Annotated in this window: 20 protein-coding genes; 10 read left to right on the top strand and 10 right to left on the bottom strand. The window is 57.8% G+C overall.

The window, feature by feature from the left end:
* Positions 1-123: 123 nt before the first annotated feature.
* The 6 genes from folK to thpR all read right to left on the bottom strand — a co-directional run bounded on the left by folK (position 124) and on the right by thpR (position 4,870).
* A complete protein-coding gene (folK, locus tag LLF79_RS18330) occupies positions 124-603 on the bottom strand; it encodes a 2-amino-4-hydroxy-6-hydroxymethyldihydropteridine diphosphokinase (protein ID WP_059358737.1) in 480 nt (159 codons plus the stop codon).
* Complete coding sequence (gene pcnB, locus LLF79_RS18325; protein ID WP_072203850.1) at positions 600-1,997, bottom strand: polynucleotide adenylyltransferase PcnB; 1,398 nt, start codon at positions 1,995-1,997, stop codon at positions 600-602. The genes folK and pcnB overlap by 4 nt, the downstream gene beginning before the upstream one ends.
* Positions 1,998-2,039: 42 nt before the next feature.
* Entirely contained in the window at positions 2,040-2,930 is an 891-nt protein-coding gene (gluQRS, locus tag LLF79_RS18320) for a tRNA glutamyl-Q(34) synthetase GluQRS (protein WP_008501938.1), read from the bottom strand.
* Between the two features lie 59 nt (positions 2,931-2,989).
* Positions 2,990-3,445, bottom strand: a complete 456-nt coding sequence (gene dksA, locus LLF79_RS18315) for an RNA polymerase-binding protein DksA (protein WP_001155232.1) — start codon at positions 3,443-3,445, stop codon at positions 2,990-2,992.
* A gap of 176 nt (positions 3,446-3,621) precedes the next feature.
* A complete protein-coding gene (sfsA, locus tag LLF79_RS18310) occupies positions 3,622-4,326 on the bottom strand; it encodes a DNA/RNA nuclease SfsA (RefSeq protein WP_021240498.1) in 705 nt (234 codons plus the stop codon).
* Entirely contained in the window at positions 4,316-4,870 is a 555-nt protein-coding gene (thpR, locus tag LLF79_RS18305; RefSeq protein ID WP_227880112.1) for an RNA 2',3'-cyclic phosphodiesterase, read from the bottom strand. Before thpR ends, sfsA begins: the two co-directional genes overlap by 11 nt.
* Positions 4,871-4,943: 73 nt before the next feature.
* On the opposite strand from thpR, the gene hrpB reads away from it, so the two are divergent.
* The 6 genes from hrpB to fhuB all read left to right on the top strand — a co-directional run bounded on the left by hrpB (position 4,944) and on the right by fhuB (position 16,200).
* Positions 4,944-7,373, top strand: coding sequence for an ATP-dependent helicase HrpB (hrpB, locus tag LLF79_RS18300; protein WP_227880110.1), 2,430 nt, complete (start codon positions 4,944-4,946; stop codon positions 7,371-7,373).
* A gap of 142 nt (positions 7,374-7,515) precedes the next feature.
* Complete coding sequence (gene mrcB / locus LLF79_RS18295) at positions 7,516-10,041, top strand: bifunctional glycosyl transferase/transpeptidase (RefSeq protein WP_008501930.1); 2,526 nt, start codon at positions 7,516-7,518, stop codon at positions 10,039-10,041.
* A gap of 231 nt (positions 10,042-10,272) precedes the next feature.
* Positions 10,273-12,483, top strand: a complete 2,211-nt coding sequence (gene fhuA, locus LLF79_RS18290) for a ferrichrome porin FhuA (protein ID WP_021240495.1) — start codon at positions 10,273-10,275, stop codon at positions 12,481-12,483.
* A gap of 50 nt (positions 12,484-12,533) precedes the next feature.
* Complete coding sequence (fhuC, locus tag LLF79_RS18285) at positions 12,534-13,331, top strand: Fe3+-hydroxamate ABC transporter ATP-binding protein FhuC (protein ID WP_008501928.1); 798 nt, start codon at positions 12,534-12,536, stop codon at positions 13,329-13,331.
* A complete protein-coding gene (fhuD, locus tag LLF79_RS18280) occupies positions 13,331-14,221 on the top strand; it encodes a Fe(3+)-hydroxamate ABC transporter substrate-binding protein FhuD (RefSeq protein ID WP_023293241.1) in 891 nt (296 codons plus the stop codon). The genes fhuC and fhuD overlap by 1 nt, the downstream gene beginning before the upstream one ends.
* Positions 14,218-16,200 (top strand): Fe(3+)-hydroxamate ABC transporter permease FhuB, encoded by a 1,983-nt coding sequence (gene fhuB, locus LLF79_RS18275; RefSeq protein WP_065102057.1) that lies wholly within the window; start codon positions 14,218-14,220, stop codon positions 16,198-16,200. The genes fhuD and fhuB overlap by 4 nt, the downstream gene beginning before the upstream one ends.
* Positions 16,201-16,284: 84 nt before the next feature.
* Here the strand turns inward: fhuB and hemL are convergent, their stop codons facing one another.
* The gene (hemL, locus tag LLF79_RS18270) at positions 16,285-17,565 is read right to left on the bottom strand and encodes a glutamate-1-semialdehyde 2,1-aminomutase (protein WP_008501925.1); all 1,281 of its coding nucleotides are present in this window, start codon (positions 17,563-17,565) and stop codon (positions 16,285-16,287) included.
* Between the two features lie 177 nt (positions 17,566-17,742).
* Here hemL and clcA point away from each other — a divergent pair, with 177 nt between their 5' ends.
* Both clcA and erpA read left to right on the top strand, forming a co-directional pair.
* A complete protein-coding gene (clcA, locus tag LLF79_RS18265; RefSeq protein WP_021240492.1) occupies positions 17,743-19,143 on the top strand; it encodes a H(+)/Cl(-) exchange transporter ClcA in 1,401 nt (466 codons plus the stop codon).
* A gap of 79 nt (positions 19,144-19,222) precedes the next feature.
* Positions 19,223-19,567, top strand: a complete 345-nt coding sequence (erpA, locus tag LLF79_RS18260; RefSeq protein WP_008501923.1) for an iron-sulfur cluster insertion protein ErpA — start codon at positions 19,223-19,225, stop codon at positions 19,565-19,567.
* Positions 19,568-19,625: 58 nt separating this feature from the next.
* On the opposite strand, the gene LLF79_RS18255 is transcribed toward erpA, so the two are convergent.
* From LLF79_RS18255 to mtnN, 3 genes are read right to left on the bottom strand one after another with little or no spacing between them, the layout of a single operon-like run.
* A complete protein-coding gene (locus tag LLF79_RS18255; RefSeq protein ID WP_227880108.1) occupies positions 19,626-20,249 on the bottom strand; it encodes a TRIC cation channel family protein in 624 nt (207 codons plus the stop codon).
* Between the two features lie 27 nt (positions 20,250-20,276).
* Complete coding sequence (gene btuF / locus LLF79_RS18250) at positions 20,277-21,077, bottom strand: vitamin B12 ABC transporter substrate-binding protein BtuF (RefSeq protein WP_063417720.1); 801 nt, start codon at positions 21,075-21,077, stop codon at positions 20,277-20,279.
* Positions 21,070-21,768: a 5'-methylthioadenosine/S-adenosylhomocysteine nucleosidase gene (gene mtnN / locus LLF79_RS18245; protein WP_008501920.1), complete on the bottom strand. Its 699-nt coding sequence runs from the start codon at positions 21,766-21,768 to the stop codon at positions 21,070-21,072. The genes btuF and mtnN overlap by 8 nt, the downstream gene beginning before the upstream one ends.
* 82 nt (positions 21,769-21,850) lie before the next feature.
* On the opposite strand from mtnN, the gene dgt reads away from it, so the two are divergent.
* Together dgt and degP are read left to right on the top strand one after the other, a co-directional pair.
* Complete coding sequence (dgt, locus tag LLF79_RS18240) at positions 21,851-23,365, top strand: dGTPase (protein WP_008501919.1); 1,515 nt, start codon at positions 21,851-21,853, stop codon at positions 23,363-23,365.
* A 131-nt stretch (positions 23,366-23,496) separates the two neighbouring features.
* Entirely contained in the window at positions 23,497-24,933 is a 1,437-nt protein-coding gene (gene degP, locus LLF79_RS18235) for a serine endoprotease DegP (protein ID WP_227880107.1), read from the top strand.
* The last annotated feature ends 50 nt before the right edge of the window (positions 24,934-24,983 follow it).

Here is a 24,983-nt window from a genome sequence, read left to right as displayed (position 1 = left end):
ACTGTTTCCTGATAGCCCAAAAGCGAATCTTTGCGCATTCTAACAGTAACATTCGAGGGAACAATGATTTTAGGTAAACGATTAACCATAAATATTTTATGGTTAATCGCCAAAAAAACAGCCTTACCAGCGGGCGGGTTTCTCCGCACCGAGACTATTGAGAACGGCCTTTAGCGAGAGCCCGTCAGGGAAGGTAAGGGAAGGGGCAACTTCATACAGTGGCCAGAGCATAAACCCGCGATTTTTCATGTCGTAATGCGGAACGGTGAGACGTTCAGTGTTAATCGTCTCGTGACCAAACAGCATAATGTCGAGGTCGAGCGTGCGGGGGCCCCAGCGTTCAGCTTTGCGCACGCGGCCCTGTTGAAGCTCAATACGCTGGGTATTGTCCAGCAGCGCTTCGGGATCCAGCTCAGTCTCAAGAACCACGGCGGCGTTGAGGTAGTCTGGCTGATCCTGCGGCCCCAGCGGCGGGGTGCGATAGAACGAGGAGACCGCCACGATGCGGCTTTGCGGGATCTCACCCAGCGCCTCTACGGCAGCATTCACCTGCTCCAGCGGTGAGGCTAAATTGCTGCCGATGGCGATATACGCGAGGGTCATGCTGTCCCTTCACGACGCGGCGCGCGTTTGCGCGGGCGACGATGACGGCGACGCGGTTCCGGCTCTTCATCCAGCCCGGTCAGCATATCTTTCTGCTCTGGCGGGGCGGAGACCTGGAATTCAGCCCACCACTGCGCCAGACGCTGCAGCTCCTGGTTGCGTTCAATTTCAGCGCGCAGCGACAGGAGATCGAAGGCGGCACGGAACTTAGGATGCTCCATCAGCTTCCAGGCGCGTTTGCCCTGACGACGTGACATGCGCAGCTGAAGCTGCCAGATGTCGCGCACCAGAGTGGTAATACGTTTCGGAATGGCGAGCGTGCGGCAGCCTTCGTCCAGCACGTCGTTGGCGGCCAGCGCGAACGCATCGTAATAGGCGAGCCCGCTCTCCTGGGTAATGCGCTGGGCCGTTTCCAGCAGCGGATACCAGAACATCGCGGCAAACAGGAACGCCGGGTTCACGCGCATGTCGTTGCGAATGCGGGTATCGGTATTCTTCAGCACCTGCGCAATCATCCGCTCCATTGGGCTGTCACCGTTTTCGGTGAAGTAGCGGGTAATGGTCGGGAACAGCGGCTGGAACAGGTTGTATTCGCGCAGAAGATTATAGGTTTCAAAACCGTGGCCGGCCTGCAGCAGCTTCAGCGCTTCTTCGAACAGGCGAGCAGGCGGCACGTCGTTAATCAGCGTCGCCAGACGCGGGATCGGCTCGGCCGTTTCCGGGCTGATGCGCATATTGAGCTTGGCGGCAAAACGCACGGCGCGCAGCATACGTACGGGATCTTCACGGTAGCGCGTTTCCGGCGTGCCGATCAGGCGGATCAGACCTTCTTTCAGGTCCTGCATGCCGCCGACGTAATCGCGCACGGTGAAATCCGCCACGCTGTAATAGAGGCTATTGATGGTGAAGTCGCGACGCTGGGCATCTTCTTCGATAGAGCCGAAGATGTTGTCGCGCAGCAGCATACCGTTCTGGCCGCGCTGCGACGTGGTGCGATCGGATGCGCCCGCTTCGTGGTGGCCGCGGAAGGTCGCCACTTCGATAATTTCCGGCCCAAACATCACGTGAGCCAGACGGAAGCGGCGGCCAACGAGACGACAGTTGCGGAATAATTTGCGCACCTGCTCAGGCGTGGCGCTGGTCGTCACGTCGAAATCTTTCGGTTTTTTGCCCAGCAGTAAATCACGCACCCCACCGCCGACGAGATAGGCCTCGTAGCCCGCTTTATTCAGACGATAGAGTACCTTGAGGGCATTTTCACTGATATCTTTGCGGGAAATAGAGTGCTGCTCACGCGGAATAACCGACATGTGTGGCTGTGCAATAGCATCATTCGCCATGCTCTCTTCGCGGCTTAGCACTTTACGGCAAAAATTAGCGACTCGGGTAAAAATGGTACACCTCGTAGTGTGTTTTGTTATGAAAAAAGCGGCTAATCATAGCTCAGCGCAACGCATTTGAGAATGCTGGATTTTTGGCACAGCCCTGAGCGTCCAGTTGGCGATGGCCATTTTCAGCAGTTCGTCAATACGCAGATCCTGCCATTCGTTGGTTACATTCTGGTTGAGAAAACGCAGCGCGTCGATCAAAACAGGACGCGGATCGCCGTCTGGCAGGGCCGGGGCGTGGTTCTGCTTTGATAATTTTAAGCCCTGCGCATTAACCGCCAGCGGCAGATGAATGTAGTCCGGTGCCGTCCAGCCAAACTGGTGATACAGCGAGATTTGCCGTACGGTGGGCTCGACCAGATCCGCCCCGCGCACAATTTCCGTCACGCCCTGGAAATGATCGTCCACCACCACGGCCAGGTTGTAGGCGAACAGGCCATCGCGACGGTGAATAATAAAATCCTCACGCGCCAGACGTTCATCGGCATGAATCTCACCGGAGAGTAAATCGTGAAAGCGCGTCACCGGTGAGCGCTGCAGTATTCGCACGGCGGCATTTTCAGGACCGTTGTTCAACGTGCGGCAGTGGCCGTCATAGACGCCGCCTGCGCTCTGGATACGCGCGCGGGTGCAGGTGCAGTTATAGGAAAGCCCCTGAGCGCGAAGCCAGGCCAGACGTTCCCGATACGCCTCGTGACGTGTCGACTGCCACAGAACCTCGTCATCCCAGTGAAGACCGTAATGTTCCAGCTGACGCAGAATCGTCTCTGCTGCACCGGGAACTTCACGCGGAGGGTCAATATCTTCAATGCGGACGAGCCATTTTCCCTGACGGGCGCGAGCCTGCAGGTAGCTGCCGAGCGCGGCAATTAATGAGCCGAAGTGTAATTCACCGGAAGGAGATGGCGCGAAGCGCCCAATATAGTGTGATTCAGACATATCAACAGTAACAAGGCGGGAGAGACTCCCGCCTTTGGAGTGTGTAAACAGCGCTGGTGTTAACCGGCCATCTGTTTTTCGCGGATTTCGGCCAGCGTTTTGCAGTCGATGCACAGATCGGCGGTTGGACGCGCTTCCAGGCGACGAATGCCAATTTCAACACCGCAGGATTCGCAGTAGCCAAAATCTTCGTCTTCGACTTTTTTCAGCGTTTTCTCGATCTTTTTGATCAGTTTGCGTTCGCGGTCACGGTTACGCAGTTCGAGGCTGAACTCTTCTTCCTGAGCGGCACGGTCTACCGGATCCGGGAAGTTAGCAGCTTCATCCTGCATATGAGTAACGGTGCGATCGACTTCATCCCTGAGTTGATTACGCCATGCTTCAAGAATACGCTTGAAGTGCGACAGCTGGGCTTCGTTCATATACTCTTCGCCCGGTTTCTCTTGATACGGCTCCACCCCAGCGATGGCGAGAATACTCAGGGACGATGTTTTACGGTTTTGCCCTTCTTGCATGTTGCTTCTCCTTAACACGCACTATCGATCCCCGTGTTGGGGGAAAAATCAGGTCGCTATAAATAGCAGATGCTTTTCCGTATGGCAATTATCTAAACGTAACACTTGACAAGCCTGTGAGGAAAAGCGTATTTGCGCACGCGGCCAGAACACTTAATAGTCAATCGTCTAATCCCTTATAAGACAATGGGAAGAGAGGATCTCAGAGTCATATTATCGGCAGAAAGTTCCGCTTTATAAGCGAAAACCTCTACCCCCTGCTTTTGTGCCTCATTCAACAATTGCGCGTATTTAGGATCAATATGGCGGGCAGGGGAGAAACGTTCAATGGCTGAATGCAATACCGCAAACAGCAATACGGCGCGTTTGCCCGCCGCCGCAACACTCATTAGCTCTCGCAGATGCTTCTGACCACGTAGCGTTACCGCATCCGGGAAGTAGCCATTTTCCTGTTCCGCTAACGTCACTGATTTTACTTCAATATAGCACTCCGGCCTGTCTTCCGCCTGTAACATGAAGTCAATTCTGCTGCCTTCATCGCCATATTTCACTTCGCTTTTATGCGTGCCATAACCAACAAGTTCGGGAATAACGCCATGGGTCAGCGCTTCCTTAACTAACTGATTGGCGCGCAGGGTATTAACGCAAATAAATGCCCCGTTTTGGGTTTCGGTCATTTCCCAGGTATGAGCATATTTGCGTTTAGTATTTTCTGATGTGGAATACCAGACCCTGTCACCCGGCGTCGCACAGCCCGTCATGGCACCGGTATTGGGGCAGTGCAGGGTGAGCTGTTCGCCTTCTGGCGTGATCACATCGGCGAGGAAGCGTTTGTAGCGTTGGACAAGCGTAGCGTGCTGCAGGGGAGGACTAAACTTCATCAGTATTCCTTTCGGTGTCGCCCAGCGTCCAGCGCTGTAGCGGCGTATAGCGGGTGCGTCCCTGAATAAAGACGGATTCATAAAGCGCGAATGTGTTGACCTGAAAGGCCCAGTGAAAACCCGGCGGCGGGATGGCAACGGCCTGACCGGCATCGCGCAGCAGGGTGATATGCGGATGAAACGGCTGTGGGCTTTGATAACAGCCGCTGCGCGCCGCCTGCGCGCGCAGCATGTTCGCCAGCTGTAATAATCCGCGCGGAGGCTGTCGCGTACCCAGCCAGACCACGCGCGAACGCAGCCACTGGCCCGCGTCGTCGAGGTGCAGCGTAAATTCCGGCTGGGCAATACGCCCTGCCAGGGCGGCTAGCGCCCGCTGTTTTTCGGCACTGACGTCGCCCAAAAAGGCCAGCGTCAGGTGCAGGTTGGCCGCCGCGACAGGGCGACCGGCCTCCGGCGAGAAGTGGTCAGCGCGCCAGCGAACAATTTGACGCTGTAAGGGGGTGGGCAATTCAATGGCAAAAAACAGCCGTTTCGACTCAGGCATACGGAGGACTCGGTAATGATATGCGCCGATGCTACAATGTACGCCGACGAATGTTAACCCTCTGGAGCTGTTAGTGTCCTCATTGCCGGTCGCCGTTGTTCTTCCTGACCTTCTCGCTGCCTTACGCCATTCCCCGCAGGTTTTGCTGAATGCCCCGACGGGGGCGGGTAAGTCCACCTGGCTGCCGCTGCAGATTCTGAAAGAGGGGAACATCAGCGGGAAAATTATCCTGCTGGAGCCGCGCAGGCTGGCCGCGCGCAACGTAGCGCAGCGCCTCGCGGAACTGCTGAATGAAAAACCGGGCGAAACGGTAGGGTACAGGATGCGCGCCGAGACCTGCGTGGGTCCGACAACGCGCCTTGAGGTGGTCACCGAGGGCATTCTCACCCGCATGCTGCAAAACGATCCGGAGCTGACCGGCGTCGGGCTGGTGATCCTGGATGAATTTCACGAGCGCAGCCTGCAGGCGGATCTGGCCCTCGCGCTGTTGCTGGACGTTCAGCAGGGACTGCGTGACGATCTCCGGCTGCTGATAATGTCGGCCACGCTGGACAATGCGCGGCTACGGCAGGCGCTACCCGATGCGCCTGTCATCAGCTCTGAAGGGCGGGCGTTTCCTGTTGAACGCCGCTATCAACCGCTTCCCTCCCATCAGCGTTTTGACGAAGCGGTCGCCATTGCCACCGCAGAACTGCTGCGTCAGGAACCCGGCTCGCTGCTGCTGTTTTTGCCGGGCGTCGGGGAGATCCAGCGCGTGCAGGAGCAGCTTTCCTCTCGCGTAGGCGGTGATGTACTGCTCTGCCCGCTCTACGGCGCGTTGTCGCTGCAGGAGCAGCGTAAAGCTATCCTTCCTGCCCCGGTTGGACAGCGCAAGGTGGTACTGGCAACCAATATTGCTGAAACCAGTTTGACCATCGAAGGTATTCGCCTGGTGGTCGATTGCGCGCAGGAGAGGGTGGCAAGCTTTGACCCGCGCACCGGGCTGACTAAACTCCTGACGCAGCGCATCAGCCAGGCATCAATGGTGCAGCGCGCGGGCCGCGCGGGGCGACTTGAGCCGGGTATCTGCCTGCATTTGACCAGCGCAGAGCAGGCGGAACGCGCGGCGCAGCAAAGCACACCGGAAATTTTACAAAGCGATTTGTCTGGCCTGGTAATGGATCTGTTGCAGTGGGGCTGCCCGGAGCCTGGACAGCTTACCTGGCTTGATTCCCCGCCAGCCGTGAACCTCACCGCTGCGCGCAACCTGTTGACCCAGCTTGGTGCGCTGGAAGGCGTACGTCTGACGGTACGCGGCCAGAAAATGGCGGCACTGGGCAACGATCCGCGTCTGGCCGCGATGCTGGTGGCCGCGCAGGGGGAAGATGAGATTGCCACGGCAGCCAAACTGGCGGCTATCCTTGAGGAGCCGCCGCGCGGAGGCAGCAGCGATCTGGGGCAGGCGTTTTCGCGCAATCAGGGGAACTGGCAGCAGCGGGCGCAGCAGCTCTGTAAGCGGCTTAACAGCCGCGGCGGCGTGCCAGACAGTGAGAGCATCTCCCGGCTGTTAGCGCAGGCGTTTCCGGACCGGATTGCGCGTCGGCGCGGGCTGGACGGTCGCTACCAGCTGGCAAACGGTATGGGGGCGATGCTGGACAGCGATGATGCCCTGACGCGTCATGAGTGGCTGATTGCGCCGCTCCTGCTGCAGGGGAGCAACTCCCCGGATGCGCGTATCCTGCAAGCGATTGCCGTCGATATTGACGCCCTGACCCGTACCTGTCCGCATCTGCTCCAGCAATCGGACATCGTCGAGTGGGATGACGCCCAGGGCACGCTGAAGGCGTTTCGTCGTAGCCAGATTGGCAAACTGACACTCGGAACGAAGCCGCTGGCGAAGCCGTCGGAAGACGAGCTCCATCAGGCTATGCTGAACGGCATTCGGGAAAAAGGGCTCAGCGTGCTGAACTGGACGCCGGAGGCTGAACAGTACCGCATTCGCCTGCACTGCGCCGCTCGCTGGTTGCCGGAGTACGCCTGGCCAGCGGTGGATGACGAAACGTTACTCGCGTCGCTGGAGGCCTGGCTACTGCCGCAGATGAGCGGCGTACACTCCCTGCGGGCGCTGAAAGCGCTTGATGTTAAGGTCGCGTTACAGAATTTACTGGACTGGTCATTGCGTCAACGTCTGGATAGTGAACTGCCAGGGCATTACACTGTGCCGACCGGAAGCCGGATTGCCATCCGTTATCATGAGGATAATCCGCCGGCGCTGGCGGTTCGAATGCAGGAGATGTTTGGCGAGGCAACCACGCCGTCTATCGCTGAAGGGCGCGTGCCGTTGGTGCTTGAACTGCTGTCGCCCGCGCATCGACCCTTGCAGATCACTCGCGATCTGGGGGCGTTCTGGGCGGGGAGCTACCGTGACGTGCAGAAAGAGATGAAAGGGCGGTACCCCAAACACGTCTGGCCGGACGATCCGGCGAATACGGCGCCGACGAAGCGGACGAAGAAGTATTCCTGAAAGGGATGTGCGGCTTGATGCCCTCACCCCGGCCCTCTCCCACAGGGAGAGGGAGAACTAATTTTGAGAGATTTCTTCTTTCACAGACCGGTGGAAGAAAAGAGAATCGGGCCTTTGCGCCTGAAAGTTGCGGAGAAAAAGCATGGCGGGGAATGACCGCGAGCCAATAGGACGTAAGGGAAGACCAACGCGTCCGGCGAAAGAAAAGGTAAGCCGTCGTCGCCTCAGAGATGAGGACTATGACGATGACTATGAAGACGATGATGAGGATGAAGAACCGATGCCGCGTAAAGGGAAAGGCAAAGGGCGCAAGCCTCGGGGCAAACGCGGCTGGTTCTGGCTGCTGCTGAAGCTCTTTATTGTTTTTGTTGTGCTGATGGCAATTTACGGCGTCTATCTGGATCAGAAGATCCGCAGCCGTATCGACGGTAAAGTCTGGCAGTTACCTGCGGCAGTGTATGGCCGCATGGTGAACCTTGAGCCAGATATGTCCATCACGAAAAACGAAATGGTAAAACTGCTGGAAGCCACCCAGTATCGTCAGGTGTCAAAAATGACGCGCCCTGGCGAATTCACCGTGCAGGCCAACAGCATTGAGATGATCCGCCGTCCGTTTGATTTCCCGGACAGCAAAGAGGGTCAGGTGCGCGCGCGTCTGACCTTTGACGGCGATCGTCTGGATACCATCGAGAACATGGATAACAACCGTCAGTTCGGTTTCTTCCGTCTCGATCCCCGTCTGATCACCATGCTCTCGTCGGCGAACGGCGAACAGCGTCTGTTCGTGGCGCGTAACGGCTTCCCGGATCTGCTGGTTGATACCCTGCTGGCAACCGAAGACCGCCACTTCTACGAGCATGACGGCATCAGCCTCTACTCGATTGGCCGTGCGGTCCTGGCGAACCTGACCGCGGGCCGTACCGTGCAGGGGGCAAGTACGCTGACCCAGCAGCTGGTGAAGAACCTGTTCCTCTCCAGCGAGCGCTCTTACTGGCGTAAAGCGAACGAAGCGTATATGGCCGTGCTGATGGATGCACGCTACAGCAAGGATCGTATCCTTGAGCTGTATATGAACGAGGTGTACCTCGGTCAGAGCGGCGACAACGAAATCCGCGGCTTCCCGCTGGCGAGCCTGTACTACTTTGGTCGTCCGGTCGAAGAGTTGAGCCTGGATCAGCAGGCGCTGCTGGTGGGCATGGTGAAAGGGGCGTCCATTTATAACCCGTGGCGTAACCCGAAACTGGCCCTTGAGCGTCGTAACCTCGTTCTGCGTCTGCTGCAACAGCAGCAGGTGATTGACCAGGAGCTGTACGACATGCTGAGCGCACGTCCGCTCGGCGTGCAGCCGCGCGGCGGGGTGATCTCGCCTCAGCCTGCGTTTATGCAGCTGGTGCGTCAGGAGCTGCAGAGCAAGCTTGGCGATAAGGTGAAAGACCTCTCCGGCGTGAAGATCTTTACGACCTTTGACTCCGTGGCGCAGGATGCGGCAGAAAAAGCGGCGGTGGAAGGCATTCCGGCGCTGAAGAAACAGCGTAAGCTCTCCGATCTTGAAACCGCGATGGTGGTGGTTGACCGTAACTCCGGCGAAGTTCGTGCGATGGTGGGCGGTGCCGAGCCGCAGTTTGCTGGCTATAACCGTGCCATGCAGGCGCGTCGCTCGATCGGCTCTCTGGCAAAACCGGCAACCTATCTCACTGCCCTGAGTCAGCCAAACCAGTATCGTCTCAATACCTGGATTGCGGATGCGCCGATCTCCCTGCGCCAGCCTAACGGCCAGGTGTGGTCACCGCAGAACGACGACAAGCAGTTTAGCGGTCAGGTGATGCTGGTGGATGCGTTGACGCGCTCCATGAACGTGCCGACGGTGAACCTGGGCATGTCGCTGGGTCTGCCAGCGATTGTCGATACCTGGCAGAAGCTGGGCGTGGCGAAAGATCAGCTGCACCCGGTACCGGCGATGATCCTGGGGGCGCTCAACCTGACGCCGATCGAAGTGGCGCAGGCGTTCCAGACGATCGCCAGCGGCGGTAACCGCGCGCCGCTCTCCGCCCTGCGTTCGGTGATTGCCGAAGATGGCTCCGTGCTGTATCAGAGCTTCCCGCAGGCGGAACGTGCCGTTCCTGCGCAGGCGGCCTATATGACGCTGTGGACGATGCAGCAGGTGGTGCAGCGCGGTACCGGCCGTCAGCTGGGGGCGAAGTATCCGGGCCTGCATCTGGCGGGTAAAACCGGGACCACCAACAACAACGTTGATACCTGGTTTGCCGGTATTGATGGTCGTGAAGTGGTGATCACCTGGGTAGGCCGCGACAACAACCAGCCGACCAAGCTGTACGGCGCGAGCGGGGCGATGTCGATTTACCAGCGCTATCTGGCGAATCAGTCCCCGGTGCCGCTGAACCTGGTTGCGCCGGAAGATATCGTCGATATGGGCGTGGACAGCTCCGGTAACTTCGTCTGCGGCGGCGGAATGCGTACTCTGCCGGTCTGGACAACCAACCCGGATTCCCTGTGCCAGCAAAGCCAGCCAGAACAGCCAACGGGTAACCCGTTCGAGCAGTCTTCTCAGCCACAGCAGCCGCAGCAGCAACAGCCGCAGCAGCAGAACGAGAAGAAAGACAGCGATGGTGTCGCAGGCTGGATTAAAGATATGTTCGGCGGTAACTAACCGCGTGAGGTCCCCCCGCAAGGGGGGATTTTTTTACCCATTCCCCCCCTTTTTTTAACCCTCTTTTTAATATTGATTAACCCTTCGTTCTCTCCTGGTTATTTCTTAAACCCTTAATTCTCGTAGGGCCGCTTACTGCTTGCTATGCAGTCAGCGTTTCGCCTATTATGCTGCGGTCATAATAATAATTCTCGTTTACGTTATCATTCACTTTTCCATCAGAGATACACCATGGCGCTTTCCAATACTGCTCAGCCAATCAATACGTCGCTGCGTAAAATCGCGGTCGTCGTCGCCACAGCGGTTGCCGGCATGTCGGCTTATACACATGCTGCCGAAACCCCGAAAAAAGAAGAAACCATTACGGTAACCGCAGCACCTGCGGCACAGGAAAGTGCCTGGGGACCGGCACCCACGATTGCGGCTAAACGCACCGCCACCGCGACCAAGACCGATACCCCGATTGAGAAAACCCCGCAGTCTATTTCTGTCGTCACCCGTGAAGAGATGGACATGAAGCAGCCGGGGACGGTTAAACAGGCGCTGGCCTATACGCCGAGCGTGTTCGCAACACGCGGGGCGTCAACAACGTATGACGTTGTTTCTATTCGTGGGTTCACCACCTCCAGTACCGTGAATACTAACCAGTATCTGGACGGGATGAAGCTGCAGGGAGATAACTATTCTGAAGCGTCCATGGATCCGTATTTCCTTGAGCGCGTCGAGCTGCTGCGTGGCCCAACGTCCGTTCTGTACGGTAAAAGCCACCCGGGCGGCGTGGTCAGCATGGTCAGCAAGCGCCCAACCACCGAGCCACTGAAAGAAATTCAGTTCAAAATGGGTACCGATAACCTGTGGCAGACCGGGTTTGATTTCAGCGATGCGATTGATGATGACGGCGTGTGGTCATACCGTCTGACCGGTCTGGGGCGCAGCGAAAATGCGCAGCAGGAGATGGTGAAATCTTCCCGCTACGCCATTGCACCTGCTTTCAGCTGGCGTCCTGACGATAAAACCGATTTTACTTTCCTGAGCAACTTCCAGAGCGATCCGGATGCAGGCTATTACGGCTGGCTGCCGCGGGAAGGTACCGTTGTGCCTTACTACGATGCCAACGGCAAAGCACACAAGCTGCCGACCGATTTCAACGAAGGTGAAGAAGATAACAAGATCTCCCGTCGTCAGAAAATGGTGGGTTACAGCTTCTCGCATCAGTTTGATGACACCTTTACCGTGCGTCAAAACCTGCGCTACACCAAAATCAATACGCTTTACCGTTCCGTCTACGGTAACGGCTATATTGCACCGGCTCAGATCAGCCGCGCGTATGTGCGCTCCGATGAGGACCTCAACTCGTTTACCGTTGATACTCAGCTTCAGTCCAAATTCGCGACGGGTGCAGTGGATCATACCCTGTTGACGGGCGTTGATTACCTCCGCATGCGTAATGATATTGATGCTGACTACGGCACGGCCGATCCCATCAGTATGACGAAGCCTGCGTACGGCAATCCAAATGTCGACGTTTACTACCTTTACAAAGTGCTCAACCGTCAGGAACAAACCGGCCTTTATGCGCAGGATCAGGCTGAATGGGATAAGTGGGTACTCACAATGGGTGGCCGCTATGACTTTGCGAAAACCTCAGCACTGACGCGTACAACCGGTACTACCGCGGAAATCAACGATCAGGCATTCACGTGGCGCGGCGGGATTAACTACCTGTTCGACAACGGCATCACGCCTTATTTCAGCTATAGCGAATCGTTCGAACCGATTTCAGGTACCACTCAGGGCGGCAAACCGTTCGATCCTGCACGCGGCAAGCAGTATGAAGCGGGCGTGAAGTACGTACCGAAAGATCTGCCTGTTGTGGTCACGGCTGCTGTTTATCAGTTAACCAAAAACAACAACCTGACGGCCGATCCGGCGAATCCAACCAGCGGCTTTAGCGTGCAGGGCGGTGAAATTCGCTCTCGCGGTTTCGAACTGGAAGCGAAAGCTGCCGTCTCTGCCAACGTGAACGTGACGGCTTCCTATAGCTTTACTGATGCCAAATACACGCACGATACCTGGTATGAAGGCCGTCGTCCGGCGGAAGTGCCGCGCAATATGGCGTCTCTGTGGGCAGATTATACCTTCCATGAGACGGCGTTGAGCGGTCTGACGGTAGGGGCTGGCACCCGTTACATTGGTAACACCGTGTCCTATTACTCTGCCTCGTCGCCAAAAGCCTACCAGTCGTTCAACGTCGCGGGCTATGCCCTGGCGGATGCCACCGTGAAATACGATCTGGCACGCTTTGGACTTCCCGGCTCTTCTGTCGGCGTCAACGTGAACAACATCTTCGATCGCGAATACGTCTCCAGCTGCTACAGCGAATATGCCTGCTACTGGGGAGCAGGACGTCAGGTTGTTGCTACCGCGACCTTCCGCTTCTAATCTCTCTTCGGGCACGGTTCGCCGTGCCCTTTTTATTTAAGTTGGCTGATATGCAGGATAATCAAACGCAACCCGACACCACCTTTACGCTCAACCATCTCTCCTTTCGCGTACCCGGGCGCACCCTGCTGCATCCGCTCTCTTTGACGTTTCCCGCAGGTAAAGTCACTGGCCTGATTGGTCACAACGGTTCCGGTAAGTCCACGCTGCTCAAGATGCTGGGACGCCATCAGCCGCCGTCAGAAGGCGACATCCTGCTGGATGACCAACCGCTGGAGAGCTGGAGCAGTAAAGCCTTTGCCCGCAAAGTGGCGTATCTGCCGCAGCAGCTGCCGCAGGCGGAGGGGATGACGGTGCGAGAGCTGGTGGCGATTGGGCGTTATCCGTGGCATGGCGCGCTTGGACGCTTTGGCGTGGCCGACAGAGAGAAAGTGGAAGAGGCGATTGCGCTGGTCGGGCTTAAGCCGCTGGCGCACCGTCTGGTGGATAGCCTGTCCGGCGGTGAACGCCAGCGCGCGTGGATTGCAATGCTGGTGGCCCAGGACAGCCGCTGCCTGCTCCTCGACGAACCCACCTCCGCACTTGATATCGCCCATCAGGTCGATGTTCTGGCGCTGGTGCACCGCTTGAGCCAGCAGCGCGGTCTGACGGTGATTGCGGTGCTGCATGATATCAACATGGCGGCACGCTACTGCGATTACCTTGTTGCGCTGCGCGGCGGCGAAATGATTGCGCAGGGAACGCCGTCCGAGCTGATGCGCAGCGAAACGCTGGAACAGATTTATGGTATTCCGATGGGTATTCTGCCTCACCCGGCCGGGGCTGCACCGGTGAGCTTCGTGTACTGATGCTGGACAACATGCGCATTAGCCGCCGTCGCCTGCTGACGGCGATGGCCCTCTCACCGCTGCTGTTAAAAATGAATACGGCGCGTGCCGCCGCCGTCGATCCGCACCGCATAGTGGCGCTGGAGTGGTTGCCGGTCGAGCTGATGATGGCGCTCGGCGTTACGCCCTACGGCGTCGCGGACATTCCCAACTATAACCTTTGGGTGAACGAGCCGAAGCTGCCGGACTCGGTGATCGACGTCGGCCTGCGTACGGAGCCAAACCTCGAGCTGCTCACCCAGATGAAACCCTCGTTCCTGTTCTGGTCCGCGGGCTACGGTCCGTCAGAAGAGGTGATGGCGCGCATTGCGCCCGGGCGCGGATTCGCTTTCAGCGACGGTAAAAAACCGCTGGCCGTAGCGAAAAATTCGATTGGCGAGATGGCGCATTTCCTTAACCGGGAAGCGGAGGCCAAACGGCATCTCGACGAATTTGATGCCCTGATCGACTCCCTGAAGCCGCGTTTTGCTCACCGGGGCGATCGTCCGCTGCTGATGGTGACGCTGCTGGATGCCCGCCATATGCTGGTCTTTGGTAAAAACTGCCTGTTCCAGGAGGTGCTGGACAGCTTCGGCATTCGCAACGCCTGGGAAGGGGAGATGACGTTCTGGGGCAGTACCGCTGTGGGTATCGATCGCCTCGCGGCGTTTCGCGATGTGGATGTGCTGTGCTTCGATCACGGCAACGAGCGTGACATGCAAACCCTGATGGCGACCCCGCTCTGGCAGGCGATGCCGTTTGTGCGCGAGCGGCGCTTCCAGCGCGCTCCGGCGGTCTGGTTCTACGGCGCGACGCTGTCGGCGATGCATTTTGCCCGCGTGCTGGATAACGCCCTGGGAGGTAAAGCATGAGTACGCGTATTGCCCGTTTCCCGGCGCTTCTGCTGATGCTGATTTTTCTTGCCGCGCTGGCGTTAACCGGGTTCAACCTCTCTGCCGCGTTACCGCGCGCGCAATGGGGAGCCGCGCTGGCCTCGCCGGATATCGACAATATTCAGCAGATGCTGTTCCACTACAGCCTGCTGCCGCGTCTGGCAATCTCCCTTTTAGTCGGTGCCGGTTTAGGGCTGGTGGGCGTGCTGTTCCAGCAGGTGTTACGTAACCCGCTGGCGGAGCCAACCACGCTCGGCGTCGCGACCGGCGCACAGCTTGGGATCACTATCACCACGCTGTGGGCGCTGCCGGGAGCGTTAACCTCGCAGTTTGCGGCACTCGCGGGGGCGTGTGTGGTGGGCGCACTGGTCTTTGGCGTGGCCTGGGGCAAACGCCTTTCTCCGGTGACGCTCATTCTGGCCGGACTGGTGGTGAGCCTCTACTGTGGCGCGATTAACCAGCTGCTGGTGCTTTTCCACCACGATCGGCTGCAAAGCATGTTCCTGTGGAGTACCGGTACGCTCACCCAAACCGACTGGAGCGTTGTGCTGCGCCTGTGGCCGCAGCTGGCTGGCGGTGTCGTGCTGACGCTGCTGCTCCTGCGTCCCCTGACGCTGATGGGACTGGATGATGGCGTGGCGCGTAACCTGGGGCTGGCGCTGTCGCTGGCTCGCCTGGCGGCGCTGACGCTGGCGATTGTATTGAGCGCCCTGCTGGTGAATGCGGTTGGCATCATCGGGTTTATCGGCCTGTTTGCGCCGCTGCTGGCGAAAATGCTTGGTGCGCGCCGTTTGCTGGCGCGTCTGCTGCTGGCCTCGCTGATTGGGGCGCTGATCCTCTGGCTTTCCGATCAGCTTATTCTCTGGCTGGCGCGGGTGTGGCGGGAAGTCTCTACCGGCTCGGTCACGGCGCTTATCGGGGCGCCGCTGCTGCTTTGGCTGCTGCCGCGTCTGCGCAGCATGAGCGCACCGGCGATGGATGCGGGCGATAAAGTCCATGCTGAACGTCAGTCGGTACTGTGGTTTAGCCTTGCCGGGCTGGCGGTGCTGATTATTGCCTCGTTCGCGGCGCTCTCATTCGGTCGCGATGCCGCGGGCTGGCACTGGGCAACGGGCGATTTACTCAACGATCTGCTGCAGTGGCGCTGGCCGCGTATCTTTGCTGCGCTGATCGCAGGGGTAATGCTGGCGGTGGCGGGGTGCATTATTCAGCGTCTGACCGGCAACCCGATGGCGAGCCCGGAAGTGCTTGGGATCAGCTCTGGCGCCGCCTTTGGCGTGGTGCTGATGCTTTTTTTTGTGCCGGGCAATGCGTTTGGCTGGCTGATGCCTGCCGGCAGTCTCGGGGCGGCGGTTACGCTGCTGATTATCCTGATTGCCGCCGGTCGCGGCGGGTTTTCACCGCACCGTATGCTGCTGGCGGGGATGGCGCTCAGCACCGCGTTCACCATGCTGCTGATGATGCTGCAGGCAAGCGGCGACCCGCGTATGGCGAAGATCCTGACCTGGATATCCGGCTCAACGTACGGCGCGACCGGCAGCCAGGCGATCGGGTCCGGGCTCGTGATGGTCGTGCTGCTGGCGATGGTGCCGCTGTGCCGACGCTGGCTCACTATTCTGCCGCTCGGCGGGGAAACCGCACGTGCGGTTGGAATGGCGCTGACGCCAGCGCGTGTAGCGCTGCTGCTGCTCGCCGCGTGCCTGACGGCGACGGCCACCATGACGATTGGCCCGCTGAGTTTTGTGGGGTTAATGGCGCCGCATATCGCCAGAATGATGGGGTTCCGCCGGACGATGCCGCATATCGTCATGTCGGCCCTCACGGGCGGCGTGATGCTGGTGTTTGCAGACTGGTGCGGAAGAATGGTGCTGTTCCCGTATCAGATCCCGGCGGGGCTGCTGTCGACCTTTATTGGTGCGCCGTATTTTATTTATCTGTTGAGAAAGCAGAGTCGGTAGTCAGGTGCGGCCTGATGCCCTCTCCCACGGGGAGAGGGACAACACCGTAGGCCGGGTAAGCGTTAGCGCCACCCGGCAATGCTCTTAGAGCTTCGCAAACACCTTACGCGCCGCGTCAATGGTGTTATTGATATCTTCTTCGCTGTGCGCCACGGACATAAAGCCCGCCTCGAATGCGGACGGTGCCAGGTACACGCCTTCTTCCAGCATCAGGTGGAAGAAGCGCTTGAAGCGTTCAACGTCGCACTTCACCACGTCCTGATAGCGGGTCACGGTTTTCGCCTCGGTGAAGAAAATCCCGAACATCCCGCCTACGTGGTTAACCACCAGCGGAATACCGGCCTCTTCTGCCGCTTCCAGCAGGCCGTTTGCCAGCTGCGTGGTCCGGTCGGTCAGGGTTTCGTGAATACCTGGCTGAGCCACTTCGGTCAGGCAGGCAAAGCCCGCCGCCATGGCGATAGGGTTACCGGAGAGCGTGCCCGCCTGGTAAACCGGGCCGGTTGGAGCCAGCGCTTCCATGACGTCCTTACGACCACCGAACGCGCCGACCGGCATGCCGCCGCCGATGATTTTACCCAGGCAGGTGAGGTCCGGCTCCACGCCGTAATAAGACTGGGCGCCCGCCAGCGCCACGCGGAAGCCGGTCATCACTTCGTCGATGATCAGCAGCGCGCCGAATTCATCGCACAGGGCGCGCAGGCCCGGCAGGAAGTCAGGCTGCGGTGGGATACAGTTCATGTTGCCCGCAACTGGCTCAACGATGATGCAGGCGATCTCCTGCGGATACTGCTCGAACGCCGCGCGAACGGTGTTCAGATCGTTATAGGTGCAGGTCAGGGTATGCTTCGCGAAATCCGCAGGTACGCCAGGCGAGTTTGGCTGGCCGAGCGTCAGCGCGCCGGAACCCGCTTTCACCAGCAGGCAGTCCGCGTGGCCGTGGTAGCAGCCTTCGAACTTGATGATTTTATCGCGGCCGGTAAAACCGCGCGCCAGGCGGATGGCGCTCATGGTGGCTTCGGTGCCTGAGTTCACCATGCGCACCATGTCCATGGTCGGGACCAGCTCGGTGACCAGTTCCGCCATCTTCACTTCCATTTCGGTAGGCGCACCGAAGCTCAGGCCGCGCTGGGCGGCTTCAATCACGGCGTTACGAATGGCCGGATGGTTGTGCCCCAGCACCATCGGTCCCCAGGAGCCGACATAATCGATATAGGCTTTGCCATCGACATCATACAGATACGCGCCGTCAGCACGTTCGATAAACAGCGGTGTGCCGCCCACGCCGGTAAAGGCGCGCACAGGTGAGTTCACGCCACCCGGAATAAGCTCGCGGGCTGCACTGTAGAGGTTTTCAGACTTGCTCATGGCGTCGTTCCTGGTTCGTATAAAATGATTAAGCCCACTATTCTAAGTGATTCGGGGAAGGTTATGAAATTTTTAGCCTGGTAATGCTTTAAGATTTGTTAAGTAATTTTAAGGAGACGGTGGGGCAGTCTCTGGTAAAATCCTCGCGGCTTTTTGTATGACGAATAAGTACAGGACATGAAATCAGATTCTCCGTCTTTTGAAGAACAACAGTTTACGCGCGCCCAGCATCGAATCAGTATTCGACGGCTGCTCAATCGCGATAAAACGCCGCTGGCGATCCTGCTGGCCGCTGCCGTGGTGGGAACGCTCGCCGGTCTGGTGGGCGTGGCGTTTGAAAAAGCGGTTAATGCCGTGCTCAACTGGCGAGTGGGAACCGTGGCCGGTTTCGCCGACAGCCGATGGCTGGTCTGGGTTGCGGCGTTCGGGCTGTCGGCGCTGTTTGCCATGGTGGGGTATTTTCTGGTGCGTAAATTTGCGCCGGAGGCGGGCGGGTCCGGCATCCCGGAAATTGAAGGGGCGCTGGAGGAGCTGCGTCCTGTGCGCTGGTGGCGAGTCATTCCGGTGAAATTTATCGGCGGCATGGGTACGCTGGGCGCGGGGATGGTTCTTGGCCGGGAAGGACCCACGGTTCAGCTGGGCGGGAACGTCGGCCGCATGGTGGGCGATCTCTTTCGGATGCGCAGCGCCGAAGCGCGCCATACGCTGCTGGCAACCGGTGCGGCGGCGGGGCTATCGGCGGCCTTTAACGCGCCGCTGGCGGGCATTTTGTTTATCATCGAAGAGATGCGCGCGCAGTTTCGCTACAACCTGATCTCCATTAAAGCGGTGTTTACCGGCGTCATTATGTCGAGCATTGTGTTTCGCCTCTTTAATGGCGAAGGGGCGGTCATTGAGGTGGGTAAACTGACCAACGCGCCGGTTAACACCCTGTGGCTTTACCTGATCCTCGGCATGATTTTTGGCGTGGTGGGACCGCTGTTTAACACCTTTATCCTGCGCGCTCAGGATATGTTCCAGCGTATTCACGGTGGGAATACGACTAAATGGGTGCTGATGGGCGGCCTGCTTGGCGGAATCTGTGGCGTGCTCGGGTTTATCGAGCCAAATGCCGCGGGCGGCGGCTTCGGGCTGATCCCCATTGCGGCGGCGGGGAACTTCAGCGTGGGTCTGCTGCTGTTTATGTTTATCTCCCGCGTCATCACCACGGTATTGTGTTTTTCCTCCGGCGCGCCCGGCGGGATATTCGCCCCGATGCTGGCGCTGGGAACCTTGTTGGGCACCGCGTTTGGTATGGCGGCTGAGGCGGGCTTTCCCGCCTATCACCTTGATGCAGGGACCTTTGCGGTAGCCGGAATGGGGGCGCTGCTGGCCGCCTCCCTGCGCGCGCCGTTGACCGGTATCGTGCTGGTGCTGGAGATGACGGACAATTACCAGCTCATTTTGCCAATGATCATTACCTGTCTCGGGGCGACACTATTAGCCCAGTTCCTGGGTGGAAAACCGCTATACTCCACCATCCTCGCGCGTACCCTGGCAAAACAAGAGGCGGAGCGGGCCGCCGCGCAGAATACTTGAATGAATTACCAGGGTATTAGATAATGACGAAAAGAATTGGGTGAATTTTACCCAATAGCAGTATTCATGGGAGCATAAGATGAGTGATGACGTAGCTGTGCCGCTGGAATTTACCGAAGCAGCAGCCAACAAAGTGAAAACCCTGATTGCCGACGAAGACAATCCGGATCTGAAACTGCGTGTCTATATTACCGGTGGCGGCTGCAGCGGCTTCCAGTACGGTTTTACTTTTGACGATCAGGTTAACGATGGCGATATGACCATTGAGAAACAGGGCGTCGCGCTGGTGGTTGACCCGATGAGCCTGCAGTATCTGGTAGGTGGTTCGGTAGATTACACCGAAGGTCTGGAAGGTTCACGCTTTGTGGTGACCAACCCGAATGCAACAAGCACCTGCGGGTGTGGGTCTTCGTTCAGCATTTAAGCCTGAATGCGGATTGTAGGCCCGGTAAGCGAAGCGCCACCGGGCTTATAAACGACGCCTATCTTGAAGTTTCATCCAGCGCAAACGTCGGCAGCTTCAGGTGCCAGCGTATCGCCGCTAAACGTATCGCCAGCGTCACGATCATCCCCAGCATCGCGGCGTTTTCCAGCGGAATGGCAAAGGTGTAATACGCGGTCGCGTGGACAATGCCGCCCGCAATACAGGCCGTTGCGTAAATTTCAGTACGCAGGATCATCGGCACCTCACGTGCCAGAATGTCGCGAATGATCCCGCCGCCCACGCCGGTTAATACGCCCATGCAGATCGCCACCATCGGACCGGTGCCCGCATTAAACGCCTTATTGACGCCAATACCGACAAACACGGCCAGACCGACGGCATCCAGTACCGGCAATATCCATTTTGGTAATCGGCGGGGCTGGCGAACCAGCACAATGGTTAATAAACAGGTGACCATCGCGATCACCAGGTCGGTTGGATCTTTCACCCAAAACACCGGGCCATTGGCCAGCGCCATATCGCGGATAGTCCCGCCGCCCACGGCGGTCACCACGCCCAGCACCAGCACGCCAAACGGATCCATGCGTAGTTTTCCGGCGAGCAGGACGCCGGAGATAGCAAAAACGGCTGTGCCAAGAATATCCAGCCAATAAACGAGCATCGTTAAATCCTCGAAAAGGGTCTTATGTTAGTGACTCTCTGCCAGCGCGGCACAGAGCTGTTTTGCGGCGAGGATAATACGCGGGCTGGCGCGTTCAAACCAGTCGCTGTTGAGGGGTATTACCGGTATTTTTAGCTGCTTTTGCCAGAATTGCTCGATTTTGGGAATTTCGCTCGCATTTCCGACCACCACGATGGCCTGTGGCTGGCGCGCCAGAACCTGCTCACGGCTTACCTGAGGCCACGGTACCCGGCTGGCTGCAAAGATGTTTTCACCGCCACAGACTTCCAGTACCTGATTCTGAATCGACCCTTTTCCGGTGGTGAACAGCGGCTGGCTGCCAAACTGCAGGAAGATGCGCTTTTTAACAGGGGTATCGTATCGGGATTTCAGCGCGGCATAGTCGCTGAGCATCTGTTTCGCTGCAGCCTCGGCTTTTTTGGGCGTAGGGCTATAGGGTGCCAGGGCCTGTAGCGCCTGAGCGACCTGCTCAATGCTGACGGCATCAATCCACATGACCTTGATGCCAAGGGAGGTAAGCTGGTTGACCTGCCGCTCGGCGTTTCCGCCGCGCCAGGCCAGCACGAGATCCGGTTTCAGCGCCACGATGCGCTCAAGGTTCATCCCTTGCCAGGTTGCCACCTGTTCAATGCCTGTCGCCTGAGGGGGATAATCCGAAAAGCTGCTCACGCCAACGGGTGTGATCCCGGCGGCAAACGCCAGTTCGGTATTGGCGGGAGAGAGGGTAATCACACGCGGCGCGGCAAAAAGCCACGCCGGTGCGAGCAGAAGCAGGGCGGCCAGCGCCCTGAAGGTATGTTTAGCCACGTGCCAGGTTCTGCACCAGGCGTTCCACCATCACGGTGGACTGTTTTGCCGCAACGGTCAGGAACTCGTCGAAGCTGATGTGGGACTGCTGATCTGCCACGTCAGAGATGGCGCGAACCACTACAAACGGTACGTTGAAATTATGGCAAACGTGCGCGATCGCGGTCGCTTCCATCTCAACGGCCACCGCCTGAGGGAAGTTATGACGGATTTTCGCCAGGCCAACGGAGCCGTTGATGAACGCATCACCGCTGACAATCAGACCGCGTACCGCGTTGAGGTTGAGCTCAGCAATGCAGGTCTCTGCCGCCGCAATCAGTTTGTCGTCCGCTTTAAACCCTGCCGGGCAGCCCGGAAGCTGGCCGTACTCGTAGCCGAACGCGGTGACGTCAGCATCGTGGTAACGCGCTTCGTCGGAAACAACGATATCACCCACCTTCAGCGTCGGCGCCAGGCCGCCCGCAGAGCCGGTATTCACGATCACGTCCGGCTTGCAGCGCTCAAGCAGCAGGGTGGCACCCAGCGCCGCAGCGACTTTACCGATGCCTGATTTCAGCAGAGCCACGTCAACACCGTTTAGCTGACCGGTATAGATCTCACAACCCCCCAGAGAGAGGGTCTGACGGTTCTCAATTTTGTCACGCAGGAGCGTAACTTCTTCTTCCATTGCACCAATAATGCCGATTTTCATAGATTTACTCGCGATGTGCCTTGTTAAGATGCATAGTCTATCATGCGGTTAAGGGGAAACGCATTCTCACGCGGGGGAGCACATGTCACCAATCGATTTTCGCACCAAAATTAACTGGCACCGACGTTTCCGTTCGCCGCAGGGCGACAAGAGCGAACATGAGATCCTGCGTATCTTCGAAAGCGATCGCGGGCGGATCATTAACTCGCCCGCCATCCGCCGTCTGCAGCAAAAGACCCAGGTCTTTCCGCTGGAGCGTAACGCCGCGGTGCGCACGCGCTTAACCCACTCCATGGAGGTGCAGCAGGTCGGGCGCTACATCGCCAAAGAGATTTTAAGCCGTCTCAAAGAGCAGCGCTTACTGGAAACCTATGGTCTGGACGAGCTGACGGGGCCTTTTGAGAGCATCGTTGAGATGGCCTGCCTGATGCATGACATCGGCAACCCGCCTTTCGGCCACTTTGGTGAGGCGGCTATCAATGACTGGTTTAAGCAACGGCTTTACCCTTCGGATGCGGTAAGCCAGCCGCTGAGCGACGACCGCTGCATCGTACGCGATTTACGCCTGCGTGAAGGTGAAGAGGGGCTGAACGATCTGCGCCGCAAGGTGCGCCAGGACCTCTGTCACTTTGAGGGTAACGCGCAGGGGATCCGGCTGGTGCATTCCCTGATGCGTATGAACCTGACCTGGGCGCAGGTCGGCTGCATTCTTAAATATACGCGCCCCGCGTGGTGGATGGGGGAGACGCCCGCGTCCCACAGTTATTTAATGAAAAAACCGGGCTATTACCTTTCCGAAGAGGCTTATATTGAACGGTTACGTAAAGAACTTTCATTGACGCCAAACGGCCGTTTTCCATTGACCTGGATTATGGAAGCCGCCGATGATATTTCCTATTGCGTGGCCGATCTGGAAGACGCCGTTGAGAAAAGAATTTTCAGCGTCGAGGAGCTTTATCAGCATCTTTATACGGCCTGGGGCACCCATGAAAAAGGCTCGCTGTTTGCGCAGGTTGTCGAAAATGCCTGGGAAAAATCGCGCTCAAATACATTAAGCCGCAGTACGGAAGACCAGTTCTTTATGTATTTGCGGGTCAATACATTAAATAAGCTGGTGCCATACGCGGCGTCACGCTTTATTGATAATTTGCCGCTGATTTTCAGCGGGGAATTCAACCACGCCCTGCTGGAAGATGACAGCAGTTTCAGCCAGCTCCTCGAGCTTTATAAACATGTGGCGATGCGGCATGTATTCAGCCATCCGGATGTCGAACAATTAGAGCTGCAGGGATATAGAGTGATCAGTGGGTTACTGGAAATTTATGCTCCGCTGCTCCAGCTGTCGGTCGACGAATTCAGCGAGCTGGTGGAACACGAGCGCGTGCGCCGTATTCCCATTGAATCACGACTTTATCAAAAACTTTCTACCCGACACCGTCTGGCGTATGTCGAAGCGATTGGCAAGCTGGATCGCCAGTCACCGCAGTGGCCGGTGATGGAATATTATTACCGCTGCCGTCTTATCCAGGACTATATCAGCGGCATGACGGATTTGTATGCCTGGGATGAATACCGCAAGCTGATGGCGGTGGAATAATTCCGGAGTTTTGTAAAGACGGCCAATAAATTTTTACCTTTTCCATAAACTTATCGCCGGAACTAAGCGGTATAAAACGAATCTGAGTTACACAGCAATTTTGCGTTACCTGTAAATCGAGATTGAGAAACATGAAAAAAACCACATTAGCAATGAGTGCACTGGCTCTGAGTTTAGGTTTAGCGCTGTCTCCTCTGACTGCTACTGCAGCCGAGACCGCGTCGTCGGCAGCAACCGCGCAGCAGATGCCAAGCCTGGCACCGATGCTCGAAAAAGTGATGCCATCGGTGGTGAGTATTAACGTTGAGGGTAGCACGACCGTCAATACGCCGCGCATGCCGCGTAACTTCCAGCAGTTCTTCGGCGACAACTCGCCGTTCTGCCAGGACGGTTCGCCATTCCAGAGCTCTCCGTTCTGTCAGGGCGGTGGCGCAGGGGATGACAGCCAGGGCGGCGGCCAGCAGCAGAAATTCATGGCGCTTGGCTCGGGGGTAATCATTGATGCAGCGAAAGGCTATGTCGTCACCAACAACCACGTTGTCGATAACGCGAGCAGTATTAAGGTTCAGCTGAGCGATGGCCGTAAGTTTGACGCCAAAGTGGTCGGCAAAGACCCGCGCTCCGACATCGCGCTGATCCAGATTCAGGATCCGAAAAACCTGACGGCGATTAAAATTGCCGACTCCGACGCGCTGCGCGTGGGTGACTATACCGTGGCGATCGGTAACCCGTTCGGTCTGGGTGAAACCGTGACCTCGGGTATCGTCTCTGCACTGGGCCGTAGCGGCCTCAATGCTGAGAACTATGAGAACTTCATCCAGACGGATGCGGCGATCAACCGCGGTAACTCCGGCGGCGCGCTGGTGAACCTGAACGGCGAGCTGATCGGTATCAACACCGCGATCCTGGCACCGGACGGCGGCAACATCGGGATCGGCTTTGCTATCCCAAGTAACATGGTGAAAAACCTGACCGCGCAGATGGTGCAGTATGGCCAGGTGAAACGCGGTGAGCTGGGTATCCTGGGTACGGAACTGAACTCCGAACTGGCTAAGGCAATGAAGGTTGACGCCCAGCGCGGGGCATTCGTCAGCCAGGTGATGCCAAACTCCTCTGCCGCGAAAGCGGGCATTAAAGCGGGGGATGTGATCACCTCCCTGAACGGTAAACCGATCAGCAGCTTTGCCGCCCTGCGTGCGGAAGTCGGCTCTATGCCTATCGGCAGCAAAGTGACCCTTGGTCTGCTGCGCGACGGCAAGGCGGTTAACGTCAGCCTGGAGCTGCAGCAGAGCAGCCAGAATCAGGTGGACTCCAGCACCATCTTCAGCGGTATTGAAGGTGCCGAGATGAGCAACAAAGGCGCAGATAAAGGCGTAATGGTGAATAACGTGAAGGCGAATTCACCGGCAGCCCGTATTGGCCTGAAAAAAGGCGATGTGATCATGGGCGCTAACCAGCAGCCGGTGAAAAACATCGCGGAACTGCGTAAGATCCTCGACAGCAAACCTTCCGTGCTGGCGCTGAATATCCAGCGTGGTGACACCTCTATTTACCTGCTGATGCAGTAATACTCTGAAGCCCCTGTTCGCAGGGGCTTTTCTCGTTTCTGTGACCTTTC

The organism is Enterobacter cloacae complex sp. 2021EL-01169, assembly GCF_020733125.1.
Lineage (GTDB): Bacteria > Pseudomonadota > Gammaproteobacteria > Enterobacterales > Enterobacteriaceae > Enterobacter > Enterobacter roggenkampii.
The sequence above is the reverse complement of the archived record's forward strand: the minus strand, read 5'-3'. Positions and strand labels throughout refer to the sequence as shown.

What these genes read in the sequence shown, in the direction of transcription:
- folK (WP_059358737.1), bottom strand. Translation starts at nt 603, where the DNA reads ATGACCCTCGCGTATATCGCCATCGGCAGCAATTTAGCCTCACCGCTG.
- gluQRS (WP_008501938.1), bottom strand. Translation starts at nt 2,930, where the DNA reads ATGTCTGAATCACACTATATTGGGCGCTTCGCGCCATCTCCTTCCGGT.
- dksA (WP_001155232.1), bottom strand. Translation starts at nt 3,445, where the DNA reads ATGCAAGAAGGGCAAAACCGTAAAACATCGTCCCTGAGTATTCTCGCC.
- sfsA (WP_021240498.1), bottom strand. Translation starts at nt 4,326, where the DNA reads ATGAAGTTTAGTCCTCCCCTGCAGCACGCTACGCTTGTCCAACGCTAC.
- thpR (WP_227880112.1), bottom strand. Translation starts at nt 4,870, where the DNA reads ATGCCTGAGTCGAAACGGCTGTTTTTTGCCATTGAATTGCCCACCCCC.
- mrcB (WP_008501930.1), top strand. Translation starts at nt 7,516, where the DNA reads ATGGCGGGGAATGACCGCGAGCCAATAGGACGTAAGGGAAGACCAACG.
- fhuA (WP_021240495.1), top strand. Translation starts at nt 10,273, where the DNA reads ATGGCGCTTTCCAATACTGCTCAGCCAATCAATACGTCGCTGCGTAAA.
- fhuC (WP_008501928.1), top strand. Translation starts at nt 12,534, where the DNA reads ATGCAGGATAATCAAACGCAACCCGACACCACCTTTACGCTCAACCAT.
- fhuD (WP_023293241.1), top strand. Translation starts at nt 13,331, where the DNA reads ATGCTGGACAACATGCGCATTAGCCGCCGTCGCCTGCTGACGGCGATG.
- fhuB (WP_065102057.1), top strand. Translation starts at nt 14,218, where the DNA reads ATGAGTACGCGTATTGCCCGTTTCCCGGCGCTTCTGCTGATGCTGATT.
- hemL (WP_008501925.1), bottom strand. Translation starts at nt 17,565, where the DNA reads ATGAGCAAGTCTGAAAACCTCTACAGTGCAGCCCGCGAGCTTATTCCG.
- clcA (WP_021240492.1), top strand. Translation starts at nt 17,743, where the DNA reads ATGAAATCAGATTCTCCGTCTTTTGAAGAACAACAGTTTACGCGCGCC.
- erpA (WP_008501923.1), top strand. Translation starts at nt 19,223, where the DNA reads ATGAGTGATGACGTAGCTGTGCCGCTGGAATTTACCGAAGCAGCAGCC.
- LLF79_RS18255 (WP_227880108.1), bottom strand. Translation starts at nt 20,249, where the DNA reads ATGCTCGTTTATTGGCTGGATATTCTTGGCACAGCCGTTTTTGCTATC.
- mtnN (WP_008501920.1), bottom strand. Translation starts at nt 21,768, where the DNA reads ATGAAAATCGGCATTATTGGTGCAATGGAAGAAGAAGTTACGCTCCTG.
- dgt (WP_008501919.1), top strand. Translation starts at nt 21,851, where the DNA reads ATGTCACCAATCGATTTTCGCACCAAAATTAACTGGCACCGACGTTTC.
- degP (WP_227880107.1), top strand. Translation starts at nt 23,497, where the DNA reads ATGAAAAAAACCACATTAGCAATGAGTGCACTGGCTCTGAGTTTAGGT.